Here is a 15,988-nt window from a genome sequence, read left to right on the forward strand (position 1 = left end):
CCCCCTGAGCCCGGCTAGGTAAGTGCCCCGGACTAACAACTTTAAAGGATATCATGGCCTCCCGGATCACGGACGCCTCGATCGAGGCGATGCTGACGCGTGAAAAAGCTCATTTTCTCCAGCGCAACCCGAAATCCAGGACCTTGGCCGAAGACTCCTCCAAACATTGGCTGCGCGGCGTGCCGATGCATTGGATGGCCGATTGGGAAACGCCCTTTCCACTTTTCATCGAAAAGGCTTCGGGCGTCGATCTGACCGATGCCGACGGCAACAGCTACATTGATTTCTGCCTCGGCGACACCGGTGCCATGTTCGGCCACAGCCCCAAGGCGCTGGCCGAAACCTTGCGTCAGGCGAGCTTCGACGGCTTCACCACCATGCTGCCCTCGCCCGACGCAGCCGTCGTCGGACGTCTCCTCGCCGAACGCTTTGGCCTGCCCATGTGGCAGGTGACGGCGACCGCATCCGACGCCAATCGCGCGGTGTTGCGCTGGTGCCGCGCCATCACCGGGCGCAAGAAGATCCTCGTCTTCAATGGCTGCTATCACGGCGCCGTGGATGAAACCTTCGTCACGCTCGCAGACGGCAAGGAAGTCGCCGATCCGGCTCTGATCGGTGAGCCGCGCGACATCACGCAATTCACCAAGGTCGTCGAGTTCAACGATATTCCAGCGCTCGAGGCGGCGCTGGCGCCAGGCGATGTCGCCTGCGTGCTGGCCGAGCCTCTGATGACGAATATTGGCATGGTGCTACCCGATGAGGGCTTCCATGACGCACTGCGCCAGATCACAAGGCGCACCGGCACGCTGCTCGTGATGGACGAGACCCATTGCATGTCGTCGGGCCCCGGCGGTTATTCCGGCGCCCACGGGCTCGAACCCGACGCCATCGTGCTCGGCAAGCCGATCGCCGGCGGCGTGCCCGCGGCGGTCTATGGTTTCTCGGAAGAAACTGCCGGGCGCATCAGGAAATATCTCGAACACCGTGAGCCGGGCCGTTCCGGCATCGGCACCACGCTTTCAGGCTCGAAGCTGCAAATGGCGCTCATGCGCACCATGCTCGAGACCTATTTTACCCGGGAGGCTTTCGCCCCTTTGATCGAGCTCGCCAGAAGGCTCGAAAAAGGTATCGCGAATGTCATCATCAAATATGGGGCACCGTGGCATGTCGTGCGCGTCGGCGCGCGTGTCGAATTCATGTGCAGCCCGGACCGTCCGCGCAATGGCGGCGAAGCGGGGCGCATCATTCACCGCCCGATCGACATGGCCATTCACCATTATCTCCTGAACCGCGGCGTGGTGATCACGCCGTTCCATAATATGATGTTGATATGTCCCGCGACGAGCGAAGCGCATGTCGAGAGCCTGATCACCGGCCTCGACCAGTGCCTTGCCGAGCTCGTCTGACGGGATGGAGTCCTTGAATCATGACCGTCATCACCCCGCAGCGCCAGAGTGAAGCTCAGGCCTTTCTCGACGCCAATCCGGGTATCGAAAGTTTTCATCTGATCTGGACCGACCTGTGCGGCATCCAGCGCGGCAAGATCCTGCGCCGCGACGAGCTGGTGCCCGGCTGGCGCGACGGCCGCTTCCTGCCGATCTCGGCGCTCGTCCTCGACGCCACCGGCCAGGATGTACCCGAGACCGGTCTCGTCTTCGACGAAGGCGACCGCGACCTGCTGTTGTGGCCCATTCCCGGCAGCATGACGACCATTCCCTGGGCGGCGCAGCCGGCGGCGCAATATATCGCCGCCGCGCATGATCTCGACGGCGTTCCCCATTACGCCGATCCGCGCAATACGCTGGAAAAGATCGTCGGCCGCTTCGCCGAGTTCAACATGACGCCGGTCGGCGCCGTCGAGGTCGAGTTCTTCCTGATGGACCGCGAGGCGGCCTTCGCCGGCACGCCGAGAGCCCCCAAGGCCCTCACCAACGGCGCCCGCCCGCAACACTACCAGGCCTATCACCTGCAGGATCTCGACGATTTCGCACCCTTCTTCCAGGACCTCTATGCCTTTGCCGACATCCAGGGCTTACCGGCCAAGACGCTGATCTCGGAATATGCGCCGGGCCAGATGGAGATCGTGCTGCGCCACCGCGCCGACGTGCTGAAAGCCTGCGATGAAGGCATCATGCTGAAGCGGCTGATCAAGGCGGCGGCCGACAAGCATGGCCTCGTCGCCACCTTCATGGCCAAGCCTTATTCCGAATGGACGGGCTCGGGCATGCACATCCATGTCAGCCTGGCCGACGAAGCCGGCAAGAATCTCTTCGCCGCCGCCGACCCGACCGAGAACCAGCTGCTGCTCAACGCGCTTGGCGGCCTCAAGGCGTCGATGGCCGAATCCATGCTGATCTTCGCACCCAACGCCAATTCCTATCGCCGCTTCCGCCGCAATTCCTACGCGCCGGTCTCGGCGAGCTGGGGCATCAACAACCGCACCGTCTCGCTGCGTATCCCGGCGGGAGCGCCCGAGACCTGCCATATCGAGCACCGTCCGGCCGGGGCCGACGCCAATCCCTATCTGGTGATGGCCTCCATCCTCGCCGGCATGCATTACGGCATCTCCGAGAAGCTTGATCCGGGTGCTCCCGTCACCGGCAACGGCTATGAGAAGCGCGCCAAATACATCCCCGGCAACTGGTTCGAGGCGATCGATGCCTTCTGGCGCGCCTCGATCCTCAAGGATTATTTCGGCAAGGACTTCGTCGACACCTTCTGCACGCTGAAGGAGGTCGAGGCCGACCGCTTCTTCGCCGAGCCGACGGCGCGCGATTACGAGTGGTATCTGCGGACGATTTGATTATCTTATGGGTCAGTGACCTCATTCAGGGAGCTGACCCATGACCGCCATCATTGGCTGGGCGCATTCGAAATTCGGCAAGCTCGAAGCCGAGACACTCGAAAGCCTGATCGTCGGTGCCGCGACGGAAGCGATCGCCGATGCAGGCCTGGCGCCTGCCGATATCGACGCCATCTATGTCGGCAATTTCGGCGGCTTCGAGAAGCAGTCCTTCCCGGCCTCCTTTGCGCTCAATGCGTCGCCCGCTTTGCGCTTCAAGCCGGCGACGCGGGTGGAGAATGCCTGCGCCACCGGCTCCGCCGCCATCCATGCCGCGCATACATCGATCGCTGCGCGCGCCGCCCGCTTCGTGCTGGTGGTGGGCGCTGAGAAGATGACGACAGCACCGGGCGACCAGATCGGCGACATCCTGCTGAATGCCTCCTACCGCGCCGAGGAAGGCGACACGCCGGGCGGCTTCGCCGGCATCTTCGGGCGCATCGCCGAACTCTATTTCCAGCGCCATGGCGATCAGTCGGAGGCACTGGCCCGCATCGCCGCCAAGAACCACAAGAACGGCGTTGCCAATCCTTATGCGCAGTTGCGCAAGGAATTGTCGGTCGAGTTCTGCAATACCGTGTCGGACAAGAACCCGATCGTCGCCGGTCCGTTGCGGCGCACCGACTGCTCGCTGGTATCGGACGGCGCCGCGGCCATCGTGATGTGCGACACGGAGACAGCCTTGCGTTTTCCAAAGGCGGTGCATCTGCGCGGTCTCGCCCATGTCCAGGATTATCTGCCGATGTCGGCGCGCGACATCGTCAATTTCGAAGGCTGCGAAGTCGCCTGGAAAAAAGCCCATGAGCGCGCCGGCACAAGCCTTGCCGATCTCTCCTTCGTCGAGACGCATGACTGTTTCACCATCGCCGAGCTGCTCGAATATGAGGCGATGGGCTTGGCGCCGCGTGGCCAGGGTGCGCGCGCCATTGCCGAGGGCTGGACCGAGAAGGACGGCAAATTACCGGTCAATCCCTCGGGCGGCCTCAAATCCAAGGGTCATCCGATCGGCGCCACCGGCGTGTCGATGCATGTGATGGCGGCGCTGCAGCTCGAAGGCAAGGCCGAGGGCATGCAGGTCAAGGACGCGAAGCTGGCCGGGATTTTCAACATGGGTGGTGCCGCGGTCGCCAATTATGTTTCGATCCTGGAGCGGTTGCGGTAAATTCCCTCGCCCGCATGAGCGGGGAAAGGGGAACCCATTGCGCCGGCAATGGGGAGGGTGAGGGGCTTTGAAGACAGCTATGTTTCACGCACGGTCGGCATCGGCTCACCCCAAAGAACGCCGCGTGCTCTCTCTCCTGACACTCCTCCCTGTCCTCTTCTGGCCAAGCCAGGCCCAGGCCGCGGAACTCAACGGCGCCGAGCTGATCCTGCCCTGGGCCATCCCCTTTGTCGGCATTCTTCTGTCGATCGCGCTGCTTCCCCTCCTCGCGCATCATTTCTGGGAGCATCACCAGGGCAAGATCGCCGCCTTCTGGGCGGCCCTCATCATCATTCCGCTCTTCGCGCTGTTCGATTCGGGCACGGCAATCGCATCGATCGGCCATGCCATCATCCTCGAATATATCCCCTTCATCCTGCTGCTGCTGGCGCTCTTCACGGTCGCCGGCGGCGTCGTGCTGCGCGGCAATCTGCATGGCTCGCCCGCCGTCAATACCGGGCTTCTCGCCATCGGCTCGGCGCTGGCGAGCTTCACCGGCACCACCGGTGCGGCCATGGTGATGATCCGCCCGCTGCTGCGCGCCAATGACGACCGCAAGCGCAACGCCCATGTCGTCATCTTCTTCATCTTCCTGGTTGCCAATATCGGCGGCTCGCTCACCCCCCTCGGCGATCCGCCGCTGTTCTTAGGCTTTCTGCGCGGCGTTGATTTCTTCTGGACCACCGAGCACCTTTTCCCCGAAACGCTGTTCCTGGTCGCCGTTCTCCTCGTGCTGTTCTTCGTCCTCGACAGCGTCATCTACCGCCAGGACGGCCATTCGAAGCCGGATCCTACGCCCGGTGACGAGCCGCTGCGCATGTCGGGCGGCCTCAACATCATCCTGCTCGGCGTCATCATCGGCGCCATCCTGCTCAGCGCCTCGACCTCGCTCGGCACGGTCCACATCATGGGCGTCGATGCCGAGATCGTAAACATCCTGCGCGATATCGTGATGGTCGCCGTGACGCTCGTTTCACTTGCGGTAACTCCCAAGTCGGACCGCGAGGCCAATGCCTTTTCCTGGGAGCCGATCAAGGAAGTGGCGAAGCTCTTCGCCGGCATCTTCATCACCATCATCCCGGTGCTCGCCATGCTGAAGGCGGGCGAGAACGGCATGTTCGCGCCGCTCGTGGCGCTGGTGACCGGCGCCGACGGCGAGGCCAATCCGGCCGCCTATTTCTGGCTGACCGGCATGCTCTCGGCCTTTCTCGACAATGCCCCGACCTATCTGGTGTTCTTCGAGCTGGCGGGCGGCGATCCGCAGTCGCTGATGACCGAGGGCGCGATGACCCTGACCGCGATCTCGGCCGGCGCCGTCTTCATGGGCGCCCTCACCTATATCGGCAACGCGCCCAATTTCATGGTCTATTCGATCGCCCGGCGCGCCGGCGTGCGGATGCCGGGCTTCTTCGGCTACATGCTGTGGTCGATGGCGATCCTGCTGCCGCTCTTCGCGGTGCTGACCTTCATCTTCTATATGTAACGGGATTGCGCCCTACTCGTCTGTTTTCTTGGTGCCCGACATCACCTTATCGATGACGGCGAGGAAGATCGCCGAGACGACGAATGCCATGTGCACGATGGTCAGCCACATGATCTGATCGGACGTATATTGCGCCGAGTTGAGAAACACCTGCAGCAGATGGATGGAGGAGATGGCGACGATCGTCGAGGCGACCTTCACCTTGAGCGAGCCGGCGTCGATCTTGCCCAGCCAATGCACTTCGCCATCGGCATTGTCGAAGCGGCTGACGAAGTTCTCATAACCCGAGATGATCACCATGACGACAAGGCTCGCGACCAATGCGGCGTCGATGAGGCCCAGCATCTTGAGGATCGTGTCGGTGTCCTCGAGCACCATGACCACGCTGACGAATTCGACGAGCTTCTTGGCGAAGGAGAAGGCATAGATGGCGAGCGCCACCGCGAGCCCCAGATAGAACACCACGAGCAGCCAGCGCGATGCCAGGATGATCGATTCGATGAAATGTTCGATGGATTTCATGGGGCCCTTCCGTTGTCTTCGAGGTTCTCATAACCTATCAAATTGGGCAATCAAGAGGCAGAAATCATGCGAAGCCGCAAGGCGATCCAGATCGTCGGCTGCCATGCCGAGGGCGAGGTCGGCGACGTCATTGTAGGCGGTGTGGCGCCGCCGCCCGGCGCCACTTTGTGGGACCAGTCGCGCTTCATCGCCAGCGACGGCACTTTGCGCAATTTCGTGCTGAACGAGCCCCGGGGCGGCGTATTCCGCCATGTCAACCTGCTGGTTCCGCCGAAGCATCCGGACGCCCAGATGGGTTTCATCATCATGGAGCCCGAGGATACCCCGCCGATGTCGGGCTCGAACTGCATCTGCGTCGCGACCGTGCTGCTCGATACCGGCATTCTGCCGATGCAGGAGCCGGAAACCGATCTGGTGCTCGAAGCCCCGGCGGGCCTCATCCATATCCGTGCGTCGTGCCGCAATGGCAAGGCCGAGCGCATCAGCCTGCGCAACGTGCCTTCCTTTGCCGACAAGCTCGGCGTGCAACTCGACGTGCCGGGAGTCGGCACCGTCACCGTCGACATCGCTTTTGGTGGCGACAGTTTCGTCATCGCACGGGCCAAAGACTTCGGCTTCGCGATGAAGCCGGAAGAGGCGCGCGACATCGCGGTCATGGGCCGCAAGCTCGTCACCGCCGCCAATGCGCAGCTGGGTTTCCGCCATCCGGTGCTGACCGGCTGGGATCACATCTCCTTCTGCTTCATGACGGGCGAGCTCGAAAAGATCGACGGCCAGCTGTCCAGTCGCAACGCCTGTGTCGTCAATCCCGGCAAGCTCGACCGCTCGCCGACCGGCACCGGCTGCTCGGCGCTGATGGCGGTGCTGCACGCCAAGGGCTTGCTCAAGAAAGGCGAGCGTTTCATCGGCCGCTCGATCATCGAGTCGCGCTTCGACGGCCGCCTCGAGGAGGAGACGGAAATTGCGGGTCGCAAGGCCATCATCCCCTCGATCGCCGGGCGCGCCTGGATCACCGGCACATCGACCTTGTTGCTCGATCCTGACGATCCCTGGCCTGCGGGCTACAAGATCGCCGACACCTGGCCGAAGCTTTGAGGCTCCGTCACGCCGTATAGGCCGGCAACCGCGCCGACAGCGCGTCGATAGCGGCGCGGATCTTCAACGGCAGATGTGGTGTCGCGAGCCACAGCGCGTGGCAATCATAAGGAAACTCAGCTTCGCTTTGCAGAACCTGCCTGAGCGCACCTGAACGCAGCTCGGCGCGGACCAGCCAGCTCGGCAGCCAGGCGAGCCCCATGCCGGCGGCGGCGGCATCGGCGATCGCGGCCATGTCGTCGAGCCGGAAGCGACTCTGCGGTGTGATTTCCGCGGGAACTTCGCCGCCACGCGGAAACAGCCAGGAGCGGACACGGCCGCCGCGGGCATAGAGGATGGTGGCGTGCTGGTGGATATCCGCGATCTGCCGCGGCTCGCCATGCTGCGCGATATAGGCAGGCGCGGCGCAGACGATCATCAGCTGGCGCGCCACGCGGCGCGTCATCACGCCGGCCTCGTCCTTGAGGTCGCCGGTCCTGATGGCGAGATCGAAATTGCCTTCAGCCAGATCGATCAGCGGATCGCCCAATGAGAGATCGAGCTCGAGCGCCGGATGCTGGCGCGCGAAATCAAGGAGGACCGGCGCCACGCAATAGCGGCCATAGAGAGCCGGCAAGGCGACGCGCAGGCGGCCGCGGGGCTCAGCGAACTGATCGGCGGCCAGCGCGTCGGCGGCTTGGGCTTCGGCCAGAATGAGCCGGCAGCGCTCATAATAAGCCCGCCCGAATTCGGTCAGGCTCTGCCGGCGCGTGGTGCGGTTGAGGAGACGGACGCCGAGGCGGGTTTCGAGAAAGCGCACATGTTTGCCGACCATCGGGGCTGAGAGATCGAGCGCCGCGGCGGCGGCCGCGAAGGAGCCGAGATCGACGGCTTTGACGAAGACATCCATGCTGGCAAGGCGATCCATTTCAGAACCAATGGTTTCTACTGTTGTGCCTGAATGCTTATTTATCGCCAATTCCTGGGTTGGCATAGCTCATTCAGCGTAATCAGTTCGGAATGAAGGCACCCAATGGCACGAAGCATCCGGTTTCATGAGACAGGCGGGCCCGATGTCCTGCGCATCGAGGACATCGCCGTTGCGGCGCCGGGTCCGGGCGAAATCCGTATCCAGGTCAAGGCTTTGGGATTGAACCGGGCCGAGGCGCTGATGCGCCGGGGCACCTATATCGAAACGCCGGCCCTGCCCTCGGGCCTGGGCCTCGAGGCGGCAGGTCTCGTCGAGGCACTGGGTGATGGTGTCACGGGGTTCGCCATCGGCGATGCCGTCAGCGTCCTGCCGCCCGTCTCGATGGTGCGCTGTCCGGTCCATGGCGAGCTCATCCGCTTTCCGGCCGAATTCGTCGTGAAGCACCCGCCGGGCCTGAGCTTCGCGCAGGCGGCGGCGAGCTGGATGCAGTATCTCACCGCCTATGGCGCGTTGATCGACATCGCGAAGCTGACGGCCGGCGACATCGTCATCATCACCGCCGCCTCGAGCAGCGTCGGCCTCGCCGCGATCGAAATCGCCAGGCAGGTGGGCGCGACCGTGATCGCGGTCACGCGGACCGTGCGCAAGCAGGCCGCCCTGCTCGCCGAGGGCGCTCATCATGTCGTCGCCTCAGCCGAAGAGGATCTGGGCGAACGGCTGCGGCAGATCGCCGGCACGCGAGGTGTCCGCGTCGTGTTCGATCCGATCGGCGGACCCATATTCGAGCCGTTGACGGCAGCGATGGCGCCGGGCGGCATCCTCATCGAATATGGCGGGCTGAGCCCGGAGCCCACGCCCTTTCCACTCTTCACCGTGCTCAGCAAGCGCCTGACGCTGCGCGGCTATCTCGTCCACGAGATCATCGCCGATGCGGCCCGGCGTGACGCGGCGAAGGTCTTCATCCTCGACGGCCTCTCGACCGGTACGCTCCGACCCGTCATCGCCAAGGTGTTTCCATTCGAGGAGATCGTCGCAGCGCATCGCTATCTCGAATCGAACGAGCAGTTCGGCAAGATCGTCGTCACACTGTGACGAAAATGAAGCTCCCGGCCGTTGCCGGCCGGGAGCTTCATTCGAACACAATCAAGCCTGCTCAGGCGCGTTTGATGAGCCGCAATATGACGAGCAGGATGATGGCGCCGATCGTGGCCGAGATGATCGCGCCGACGATGTCGCCGCCGAGCGAGATGCCGAGCCGCGGAAACAGCCAGCTCGCAATGACCGAGCCGACGATGCCGACGATGATATCGCCGATGAGGCCGTAGCCGCCGCCCTTGACGATCTGGCCGGCCAGCCAGCCGGCGACGAGGCCGATCAGGATCGCAATGATGATGCTCATATAGCCCTCCGGGTTGCCTACATCGGCGAGCCTATCAGAATTGCCACCCTCCACCAGAGCCGAAAGACGGTTTTACCCCGACATCTTGGTCATGCATTGGCGCCGCCATCGACCAGGAACGAAGCCCCGGTGACCTGGCGCGCGCCGTCGCTCGCCAGATAGGCGACGGCCGCCGCGACGTCGCTCGCCGCGCCATAATGGCCGAGCGCGGTGAGGCCGCGCTGCTCATCGGAACTTTCGCCGTCGGAGGGGTTCATATCGGTTTCAGTCGAGCCCGGCTGGACGAGATTGACCGTGATGCCGCGCGGTCCCAGATCGCGCGCCAGTCCCTTGGTGAAGCCGATGAGCGCCGATTTGCTCATCGCATAGAGGGTGACACCCGGATGCGCCACGCGCTCTGCGAGATTGCTGCCGATCGAGATGATGCGTCCGCCCTCGCTCATATGGCGCGAGGCCTCCTGGGCGGCGACGAAGGCGGCGCGCGCATGGATCGCCATGGTGCGATCGAATTCCTCGAGGGTCATCGCCTCGAAGGGGCCGTAGGGAAACACGCCGGCATTGTTGACCAGGATATCGAGGCGGCCGAGCTCTTGTACCGTTTGGGCGACGGCGCGGCGTACCGCTTGCGGATCGGCGCTGTCGGCTTCGATGGCGAGGCCTTTGCGGCCCCGAGCCTCGATCTCGGCGACGATCTTCGCCGCTGCGTCCGCGCCCTTGGCATAGGTGATGGCGACATCCGCCCCTTCCGCCGCCAGGCGTTTGGCAATTGCCGCGCCGATGCCGCGGCTGGCGCCCGTGACGAGGGCCGTTCTTCCGGACAGGTGGTTCATGGAACTCTCCATTTATGTACTGATAGGTAAATATATCTGGAGGCCTTGCATCAATCCGTCAAGAGAATTATTTACTGATTGGTATGAAAAAGGATCGCCCCCCGGTAGAGCGCGGCCGGCCGCGCAATTTCGACCGCGCCTTGGCTTTGCGCCGGGCGATGGAGGTATTCTGGGAGCGCGGCTATGAGGGCACCTCGCTCTCCGACCTGACCGAGGCCATGGGCATCGAGCGGCCGAGCCTCTATGCCGCCTTCGGCTGCAAGGAGGCGCTCTTTCGCGAGGCGGTCGATCTCTACAATGAGATCGAAGGTGTCCCGGCCCAGCGCGTCCTCGAAACCGCGCCGACGGCGCGCCAGGCGATCGAGACGATGCTGCGCGATTATGCGGCGACCTATACGCAGGCGGGCAAGCCGCCGGGCTGCATGATCGTGCTGTCGGCGCTTCTCGGCACACCCCAGAACAAGGATGTGCGCGATCACCTCGCCCGGCACCGCCGCGAATCGCGTGTCGCCCTCAAGGCCCGTATCGCCCACGGCATGGTGGAAGGTGACGTGCCGCAGACGGCCGATGCCGAGCGCATCGGCGGTTTTTACGCTACGTTGCTCGAAGGCCTGTCGATCCAGGCGCGCGACGGCGCCTCGCGCCTGGACCTTGAAGCGATCATCGACGGGGCCATGGCTGCCTGGGAGCCGCTGGTGGCTTGCCGAAAAACCTTACCCGAGCGATAACGAGAAAGTGAAACCCGCGGCGTTGCCATTCTAGGTTGGCCTCGCTAGCGAAATTGCGCCGGCCCACCGGATAAGAGGCATGGTTGGCGGTAACCAACGGACAAGGGGATTCCATGGACTTTATGTTTCTATCGCGCTTCGCGCCGCAGCTGTTGAGCGTGCTGCGCATCATCGCCGCCTTGCTTTTCTTTGCCCACGGCTCGGCAAAATTCTTCGGCTTCCCAGCCGTCGAAGGGATGTACGGTATACCGGTCGGGTCGCCCGGCGGCATCGCCGGCATCCTGGAGATCGTCGGCGGCGCCCTCCTCGTCATTGGCCTATTCAGCCGTCTCACCGCCTTCATCCTGTCGGGTCTGATGGCGGTCGCCTATTTCATGGTGCACGCGCCGCAGAACTTCCACCCCATCCTCAACAGCGGCGAGCTGGCCATCATGTTCAGCTTCGTGTTCCTCTATATCGCCGCCGCAGGCCCTGGCCCCTGGAGCGTCGATGCGAGTCGCGGCAAGGCCTGAGCCTTTCCCTGATCGAGACAAGAGGGCCCGTTCGCAAGACGGGCCTTTTTTCTTAATTCTTACGTATCGGGCAGATTGACCCTGGCGCGGATCATGCTTCCCCCATAAGCTTCAGGACATGGAGTTTACGGAGGAACATCCATGTCCCTTGCCCGCCTGATCGCCTGGGCGCCGGTATTCATTCTACTGCTGGTCGCAGCGCCCTTGGCGCACGCCGTGGAGAATGAGCAGGTCGCCGCCGAGATCCGCAAGATCATCGACAATGGCGAGCCTTTGATGGGCGACCAGCAGTCGGATGACCGCATCGTCGAGGTCTATGTCTTCTATGCCGACGATCGCGACTACAAGCCGCTCTGGGTGCGCGATTCAGGTCCCAAGGCCAAGGCCCATGATATCCTCATGGCGATCAAGGGCGCGGCCGATATGGGGCTCGATCCCGTCGCCTACCGCGTCGGCGAGATCGAACAGAAGCTGGAGACGGCAAAGACGCCGCGTGAGCTGGCCGAGCTCGAATTCCTGTTGACCCGCGCTTTCCTCGATTTCGGCCGTGACATCAATCGCGGCATCGTCGAGCCGCAGACGGCCGGCAAGGAAAACGCCATCACCTCCAAGCAGATGGGCGCGCTGACGTTGATCGACGGCGCCGAACGTGCCGACAACATTGCCGACTATGTGCGCTCGCTCGAGCCGCAGACGCCCGAATATCAACGCCTCAAATCGGCGCTCGCCGCCTATCGCGAGATCGAGGTAAAGGGCGGCTTCCCGGTGATCGGCAAGGGCGCGGCGCTCAAGCCCGGCATGAATGACAAGCGCGTCCCCGCCATCCGCAAATATCTCATCCTCACCGGCGATCTTCCCGAAGGCGCCAACAAGGAGAGCGACCTCTACGACGCCGATCTCGTCGCCGCGGTGAAATGGTTCCAGTACCGCCACGGCCTGACCGAAGACGGCATCATGGCGCAGACCACCTTCGAGGCCATGAATGTTCCGGTCGCCGACCGCATCCAGCAGCTCGAGCTCAATATGGAGCGCCGGCGCTGGATGGATGACGATCTCGGCAAATATTACATCCTGGTCAATATCGCCGATCAGGAACTGAAGGTGGTGAAGGACGGCAAGACCGTGCACACCGCGCGCGTCGTGGTCGGCAAGCCCTTCACCCGCACGCCGGTCTTTTCCGAGAAGATGAAATACATCGTTCTCAACCCCTATTGGAATGTGCCGCCCAATATCGCCAACAATGAATACCTGCCCAAGCTCCGGCGTGACCCGGGCGTGCTCAAGCGCGAGCGCATCCGCGTCTTCGCCGGCAATGGCGACAGCGGCAGGGAAGTCGATCCCTATAGCGTGAACTGGTCGTCGATCAACCGCATGCCCTATTCGCTGCGCCAGGATTCGGGACCGAAGAACGCGCTGGGGCGGGTGAAGTTCATGTTCCCCAACCGCTTCAATGTCTATCTGCACGACACGCCGTCGAAGAGCCTGTTCAACCGCGATCTGCGCGTTTTCAGCCATGGCTGCGTCCGGGTGCAGAACCCGCTCGAGCTCGCCGAGTTGCTGCTCGCCGATCAAGGCTGGTCCAAGGCCCGCATCGATGCCCAGATCGCCGAGGGCGGACAGCGCATCATCAATCTGAAGACACAGGTGCCCGTGCATGTGACCTACATGACCGCCTGGGCCAACAAGGACGGCTCGATCCATTTCCGCCGCGACGTCTATAAGCGCGACGAGCAACTGGCGCGCGTGCTGGCCGGAGCGGAAGCCGGCGGGTGATTGCGTCACCACCTCTCTCACAGAGTAGTGTAACCTCTTTGTAAGGCAACGCTTGCTTGCGTTCGGTCGCGGGCGCGATCAAGATCGGCTCCCGGCACGATCCAGCAACAGTTCGAGGAGAGTTCCATGCCCAAGCAAACCAGCATCATTCTCGTGCATGGCTTTTGGGGCGGCGCGGCTCATTGGAGCAAGGTCATCGTGGCTCTGGCGCGCAAAGGCCACAACTCCGTCATCGCCGTCGAGAATCCGCTGACCTCGCTCGCCGACGACGCCAAACGCACGCGCAAGATGATCGCCCAGCAGAAGCAGCCGGTGATCCTGGTCGGCCACTCCTATGGCGGCACCGTCATCACCGAAGCCGGCGACCAGCCCAATGTGGCGGGTCTCGTCTTCATCGCCGCTTTCGCTCCCGATGCCGGGGAGAGCCCGGGCGCCATCACCGCCAAGAACCCGCCGGCCGCCGCCGCCAATCTCGCACCCGACAGCGACGGCTATCTGTGGATCAAGCGCGACAAGTTCCATGAGAGTTTCTGCCAGGATCTCACCGCTGACGAGGCGCTGGTGATGGCGGCGACCCAGAAGGCGCCGCTCGCCAGCACCTTCGGCGAGAACATCTCGAAGCCCGCCTGGAAGAAGAAACCATCCTGGTATCAGATATCGAGCGAGGATCACATGATCGCGCCCGACAATCAGAAAATGATGTCGGGCCGCCTCGGCGCCAAGAGGGTCATCACCTTGAAGGCGAGCCATGCCTCGCTCGCCTCGCAGCCCGATGCCGTGGTGGCGCTCATCGAAGAGGCCGTCGCGGCATCCTGACCTCAGGCCGCGTCACGCGGGATCGTCGCCTGCATCGACGGGCGTTCGGCGAAGGCCGCATACCAGGCCGCGAGCCGCAGATGTTTCTCCCGCCAGGGCCGGTGGGCAAAGCGGAAATCGAGATAGCCGAGCGCGCAGCCGATGGCGATCTGGCCGATGGTCAATGGCCCCGCGACCATCTCGATCTTCTCGTCGAGCCGCGCCACCGCGGCATCGACCTTGGCCAGCTGTCCTTGCACCCAATCGTCCCATTGCCGCTCCGGCGGCCGCATCGCCATCTCATAACGCGACAGCAAGGCGGCATCGACAAGCCCGTCGCCTAAAGCTTGCAGAGTGAGCGCCTGCCAACGCGTCCTGGGCTCGGCCGGAAACAGATTGAGACCGGGCGCCTGCGCATCGAGATATTCGCAGATGACCCGGCTGTCGAAGAGCGTGTCGCCCTCGGGCGTGATCGCCGCCGGGATCTTGGCGAGCGGATTGGCGAGCGCGATGCGCTCGTCACGCTTCACCGGATGCGCGGCGCTTGGCAGCTTCTCTATTCTGTCGGCGAGGCCCAATTCAATCGCGGTGACCATGACCTTGCGCACATAGGCCGAGGTCGGCGCATAGAAAAGCTTCAGCATGGTCACGGCACCTGGTCCTCGGCGCCGATGGCGGCGAGTCCGGCGCGCGCCACTTCGACATCCTGCGCGCCGGTGCCGGAACCCACGCCGATCGCACCGACGCAGAAGCCGTCGATGATGATCGGGAGGCCGCCTTCGAGATTGGTGAGCCGGCCGCCGGCCGCGATGGCGAGCTTGATCTCATTCTTGGGGTCGAGCCTCGAAGTCGGCTGGCGATGCGAGGCAGCGGTGATCGCCTTCGACCGCGACGTCTCGATCGACAGCAGCTTGGCGCCGTCCATGCGCAGGAAGGCCAGAATATTGCTGCCCTCATCGACCACGGTGATGTTCTGCGGCACGCCGAGCTCGTTCGCCTTGGCGACCGCTCCCAAAAGCGCCTTGAGCGCGCCCTCATGTGTCAGCTTCAGCGCCGGTTTGGTCGTCATCTGCTTGTCGCTCCTTGTCTTTTGGGCATGACGATGGATCACGCGGGACTGGCGATAAATAACTTTTCCGCTTCCGTCTGGATCGGAAAATCCTATTCATGGCTCCCCTCGCTTCAGCGCTCTATCGTCTAAGGTAAGAGAATGACCGACCAGACGACGTTGCGGCGGCTTGGCGCCGAAGATTATGTGACGAAGCCCTGGAAAAACGGCCAGGGCGTCACGCGCGATGTGATTCTGTGGCCGGCGTCGGATGATTTCGATATCCGTATCAGCCTCGCCGACATCCCGCCCGCCAGCACCTTCTCCGCTTTTCCTGGCATTACCCGGCACATCACCCGCCTGTCGGGCGATGCGATGGCGCTCACTTTCGCTGACGGCCACGTGGAACGGCTCGCGCTCCTGACGCCCCTCACTTTCGACAGCGGCAAAGCCCCAGACTGCGAGGCCTCCGGCGCCGATACCCGTGTCCTCAATGTCATGACCCGGGAAACCGTTTGGCGCTCATCGGTAAAACTTTTGACGGAAGGCCGGCACCGGGTCGCGCCACCGGCAGGGGGCGTGCTCCTGCTCTTCGCCGCCGCCGGTCCCTGGACCGCCGAAACGGGCACCTTCATCCTCCGCTGCGCTCCGGGCGAGACCTTGCTGGCCATGGGTCCGGCCGGAATCGACCTGACCGGCGCCCCGGGCGCCAAGGCCCTCCTGGCCCGGCTGGAACCTGCCGCCCAGGGCAAAGACCGGGCCTTTGGTTTTTTTGAAGCAATCCGCAGGAATTAATTATTTTCGCTATCCAACGTCCTCTCCTAGGCTTCCCGCATCCTCAAGAAACAGC

The 15,988-nt window shown here is 63.3% G+C and carries 17 protein-coding genes; 11 read left to right on the top strand and 6 right to left on the bottom strand.

From position 1 onward, the window contains the following. Positions 1 to 53: 53 nt before the first annotated feature. The 4 genes from JHL16_RS16910 (at position 54) to JHL16_RS16925 (ending at position 5,526) form a co-directional block, all read left to right on the top strand. Positions 54 to 1,406 carry an aspartate aminotransferase family protein gene (locus JHL16_RS16910; protein WP_200186048.1) on the top strand — a complete coding sequence of 451 codons (1,353 nt, stop codon included), beginning with the start codon at positions 54 to 56 and terminating at the stop codon, positions 1,404 to 1,406. A gap of 20 nt (positions 1,407 to 1,426) precedes the next feature. Beyond that, the gene (locus JHL16_RS16915) at positions 1,427 to 2,803 is read left to right on the top strand and encodes a glutamine synthetase family protein (RefSeq protein ID WP_200186049.1); all 1,377 of its coding nucleotides are present in this window, start codon (positions 1,427 to 1,429) and stop codon (positions 2,801 to 2,803) included. Between the two features lie 40 nt (positions 2,804 to 2,843). Next, positions 2,844 to 4,004, top strand: coding sequence for an acetyl-CoA acetyltransferase (locus JHL16_RS16920; protein WP_200186050.1), 1,161 nt, complete (start codon positions 2,844 to 2,846; stop codon positions 4,002 to 4,004). Positions 4,005 to 4,083: 79 nt separating this feature from the next. After that, a complete protein-coding gene (locus JHL16_RS16925; RefSeq protein WP_200186051.1) occupies positions 4,084 to 5,526 on the top strand; it encodes a sodium:proton antiporter in 1,443 nt (480 codons plus the stop codon). Positions 5,527 to 5,538: 12 nt separating this feature from the next. Here the strand turns inward: JHL16_RS16925 and JHL16_RS16930 are convergent, their stop codons facing one another. After that, complete coding sequence (locus tag JHL16_RS16930; RefSeq protein ID WP_200186052.1) at positions 5,539 to 6,048, bottom strand: TIGR00645 family protein; 510 nt, start codon at positions 6,046 to 6,048, stop codon at positions 5,539 to 5,541. A gap of 66 nt (positions 6,049 to 6,114) precedes the next feature. Between JHL16_RS16930 and JHL16_RS16935 the strand changes: the two genes are divergently transcribed. Beyond that, positions 6,115 to 7,143, top strand: a complete 1,029-nt coding sequence (locus JHL16_RS16935; RefSeq protein WP_200186053.1) for a trans-3-hydroxy-L-proline dehydratase — start codon at positions 6,115 to 6,117, stop codon at positions 7,141 to 7,143. 7 nt (positions 7,144 to 7,150) lie between these two features. Here JHL16_RS16935 and JHL16_RS16940 read toward each other — a convergent pair whose 3' ends face one another. Continuing rightward, on the bottom strand, positions 7,151 to 8,050 hold the full coding sequence (locus JHL16_RS16940) for a LysR family transcriptional regulator (RefSeq protein WP_200186054.1): 900 nt from the start codon (positions 8,048 to 8,050) through the stop codon (positions 7,151 to 7,153). Positions 8,051 to 8,155: 105 nt separating this feature from the next. Between JHL16_RS16940 and JHL16_RS16945 the strand changes: the two genes are divergently transcribed. Next, entirely contained in the window at positions 8,156 to 9,145 is a 990-nt protein-coding gene (locus JHL16_RS16945) for a zinc-dependent alcohol dehydrogenase family protein (protein ID WP_200186055.1), read from the top strand. A gap of 61 nt (positions 9,146 to 9,206) precedes the next feature. On the opposite strand, the gene JHL16_RS16950 is transcribed toward JHL16_RS16945, so the two are convergent. After that, a complete protein-coding gene (locus JHL16_RS16950; protein WP_200186056.1) occupies positions 9,207 to 9,452 on the bottom strand; it encodes a GlsB/YeaQ/YmgE family stress response membrane protein in 246 nt (81 codons plus the stop codon). A gap of 89 nt (positions 9,453 to 9,541) precedes the next feature. Beyond that, positions 9,542 to 10,282, bottom strand: a complete 741-nt coding sequence (locus tag JHL16_RS16955) for an SDR family NAD(P)-dependent oxidoreductase (protein ID WP_200186057.1) — start codon at positions 10,280 to 10,282, stop codon at positions 9,542 to 9,544. Between the two features lie 83 nt (positions 10,283 to 10,365). On the opposite strand from JHL16_RS16955, the gene JHL16_RS16960 reads away from it, so the two are divergent. The 4 genes from JHL16_RS16960 to JHL16_RS16975 all read left to right on the top strand — a co-directional run bounded on the left by JHL16_RS16960 (position 10,366) and on the right by JHL16_RS16975 (position 14,111). Then, on the top strand, positions 10,366 to 11,010 hold the full coding sequence (locus JHL16_RS16960) for a TetR/AcrR family transcriptional regulator (protein ID WP_200186058.1): 645 nt from the start codon (positions 10,366 to 10,368) through the stop codon (positions 11,008 to 11,010). A gap of 113 nt (positions 11,011 to 11,123) precedes the next feature. Next, positions 11,124 to 11,522: a DoxX family protein gene (locus tag JHL16_RS16965; protein WP_420884542.1), complete on the top strand. Its 399-nt coding sequence runs from the start codon at positions 11,124 to 11,126 to the stop codon at positions 11,520 to 11,522. 141 nt (positions 11,523 to 11,663) lie between these two features. After that, positions 11,664 to 13,295 carry a L,D-transpeptidase family protein gene (locus tag JHL16_RS16970; protein WP_200186059.1) on the top strand — a complete coding sequence of 544 codons (1,632 nt, stop codon included), beginning with the start codon at positions 11,664 to 11,666 and terminating at the stop codon, positions 13,293 to 13,295. A 126-nt stretch (positions 13,296 to 13,421) separates the two neighbouring features. After that, the gene (locus JHL16_RS16975; RefSeq protein WP_200186060.1) at positions 13,422 to 14,111 is read left to right on the top strand and encodes an alpha/beta hydrolase; all 690 of its coding nucleotides are present in this window, start codon (positions 13,422 to 13,424) and stop codon (positions 14,109 to 14,111) included. Between the two features lie 2 nt (positions 14,112 to 14,113). Here JHL16_RS16975 and JHL16_RS16980 read toward each other — a convergent pair whose 3' ends face one another. Beyond that, positions 14,114 to 14,731: a glutathione S-transferase gene (locus tag JHL16_RS16980; RefSeq protein WP_200187169.1), complete on the bottom strand. Its 618-nt coding sequence runs from the start codon at positions 14,729 to 14,731 to the stop codon at positions 14,114 to 14,116. Positions 14,732 to 14,736: 5 nt separating this feature from the next. Then, complete coding sequence (locus JHL16_RS16985; protein ID WP_137856107.1) at positions 14,737 to 15,159, bottom strand: GlcG/HbpS family heme-binding protein; 423 nt, start codon at positions 15,157 to 15,159, stop codon at positions 14,737 to 14,739. A 141-nt stretch (positions 15,160 to 15,300) separates the two neighbouring features. On the opposite strand from JHL16_RS16985, the gene JHL16_RS16990 reads away from it, so the two are divergent. Next, a complete protein-coding gene (locus JHL16_RS16990) occupies positions 15,301 to 15,933 on the top strand; it encodes a HutD/Ves family protein (protein ID WP_200186061.1) in 633 nt (210 codons plus the stop codon). Positions 15,934 to 15,988 lie beyond the last annotated feature (55 nt).

The organism is Taklimakanibacter albus, from assembly GCF_016595235.1.
In the GTDB taxonomy this organism is placed as follows: domain Bacteria; phylum Pseudomonadota; class Alphaproteobacteria; order Rhizobiales; family Aestuariivirgaceae; genus Taklimakanibacter; species Taklimakanibacter albus.

Coding starts and splice junctions, on each gene's coding strand:
- JHL16_RS16910 (WP_200186048.1), top strand. CDS start 54: ATGGCCTCCCGGATCACGGACGCCTCGATCGAGGCGATGCTGACGCGT.
- JHL16_RS16915 (WP_200186049.1), top strand. CDS start 1,427: ATGACCGTCATCACCCCGCAGCGCCAGAGTGAAGCTCAGGCCTTTCTC.
- JHL16_RS16920 (WP_200186050.1), top strand. CDS start 2,844: ATGACCGCCATCATTGGCTGGGCGCATTCGAAATTCGGCAAGCTCGAA.
- JHL16_RS16925 (WP_200186051.1), top strand. CDS start 4,084: ATGTTTCACGCACGGTCGGCATCGGCTCACCCCAAAGAACGCCGCGTG.
- JHL16_RS16930 (WP_200186052.1), bottom strand. CDS start 6,048: ATGAAATCCATCGAACATTTCATCGAATCGATCATCCTGGCATCGCGC.
- JHL16_RS16935 (WP_200186053.1), top strand. CDS start 6,115: ATGCGAAGCCGCAAGGCGATCCAGATCGTCGGCTGCCATGCCGAGGGC.
- JHL16_RS16940 (WP_200186054.1), bottom strand. CDS start 8,050: ATGGATCGCCTTGCCAGCATGGATGTCTTCGTCAAAGCCGTCGATCTC.
- JHL16_RS16945 (WP_200186055.1), top strand. CDS start 8,156: ATGGCACGAAGCATCCGGTTTCATGAGACAGGCGGGCCCGATGTCCTG.
- JHL16_RS16950 (WP_200186056.1), bottom strand. CDS start 9,452: ATGAGCATCATCATTGCGATCCTGATCGGCCTCGTCGCCGGCTGGCTG.
- JHL16_RS16955 (WP_200186057.1), bottom strand. CDS start 10,282: ATGAACCACCTGTCCGGAAGAACGGCCCTCGTCACGGGCGCCAGCCGC.
- JHL16_RS16960 (WP_200186058.1), top strand. CDS start 10,366: ATGAAAAAGGATCGCCCCCCGGTAGAGCGCGGCCGGCCGCGCAATTTC.
- JHL16_RS16965 (WP_420884542.1), top strand. CDS start 11,124: ATGGACTTTATGTTTCTATCGCGCTTCGCGCCGCAGCTGTTGAGCGTG.
- JHL16_RS16970 (WP_200186059.1), top strand. CDS start 11,664: ATGTCCCTTGCCCGCCTGATCGCCTGGGCGCCGGTATTCATTCTACTG.
- JHL16_RS16975 (WP_200186060.1), top strand. CDS start 13,422: ATGCCCAAGCAAACCAGCATCATTCTCGTGCATGGCTTTTGGGGCGGC.
- JHL16_RS16985 (WP_137856107.1), bottom strand. CDS start 15,159: ATGACGACCAAACCGGCGCTGAAGCTGACACATGAGGGCGCGCTCAAG.
- JHL16_RS16990 (WP_200186061.1), top strand. CDS start 15,301: ATGACCGACCAGACGACGTTGCGGCGGCTTGGCGCCGAAGATTATGTG.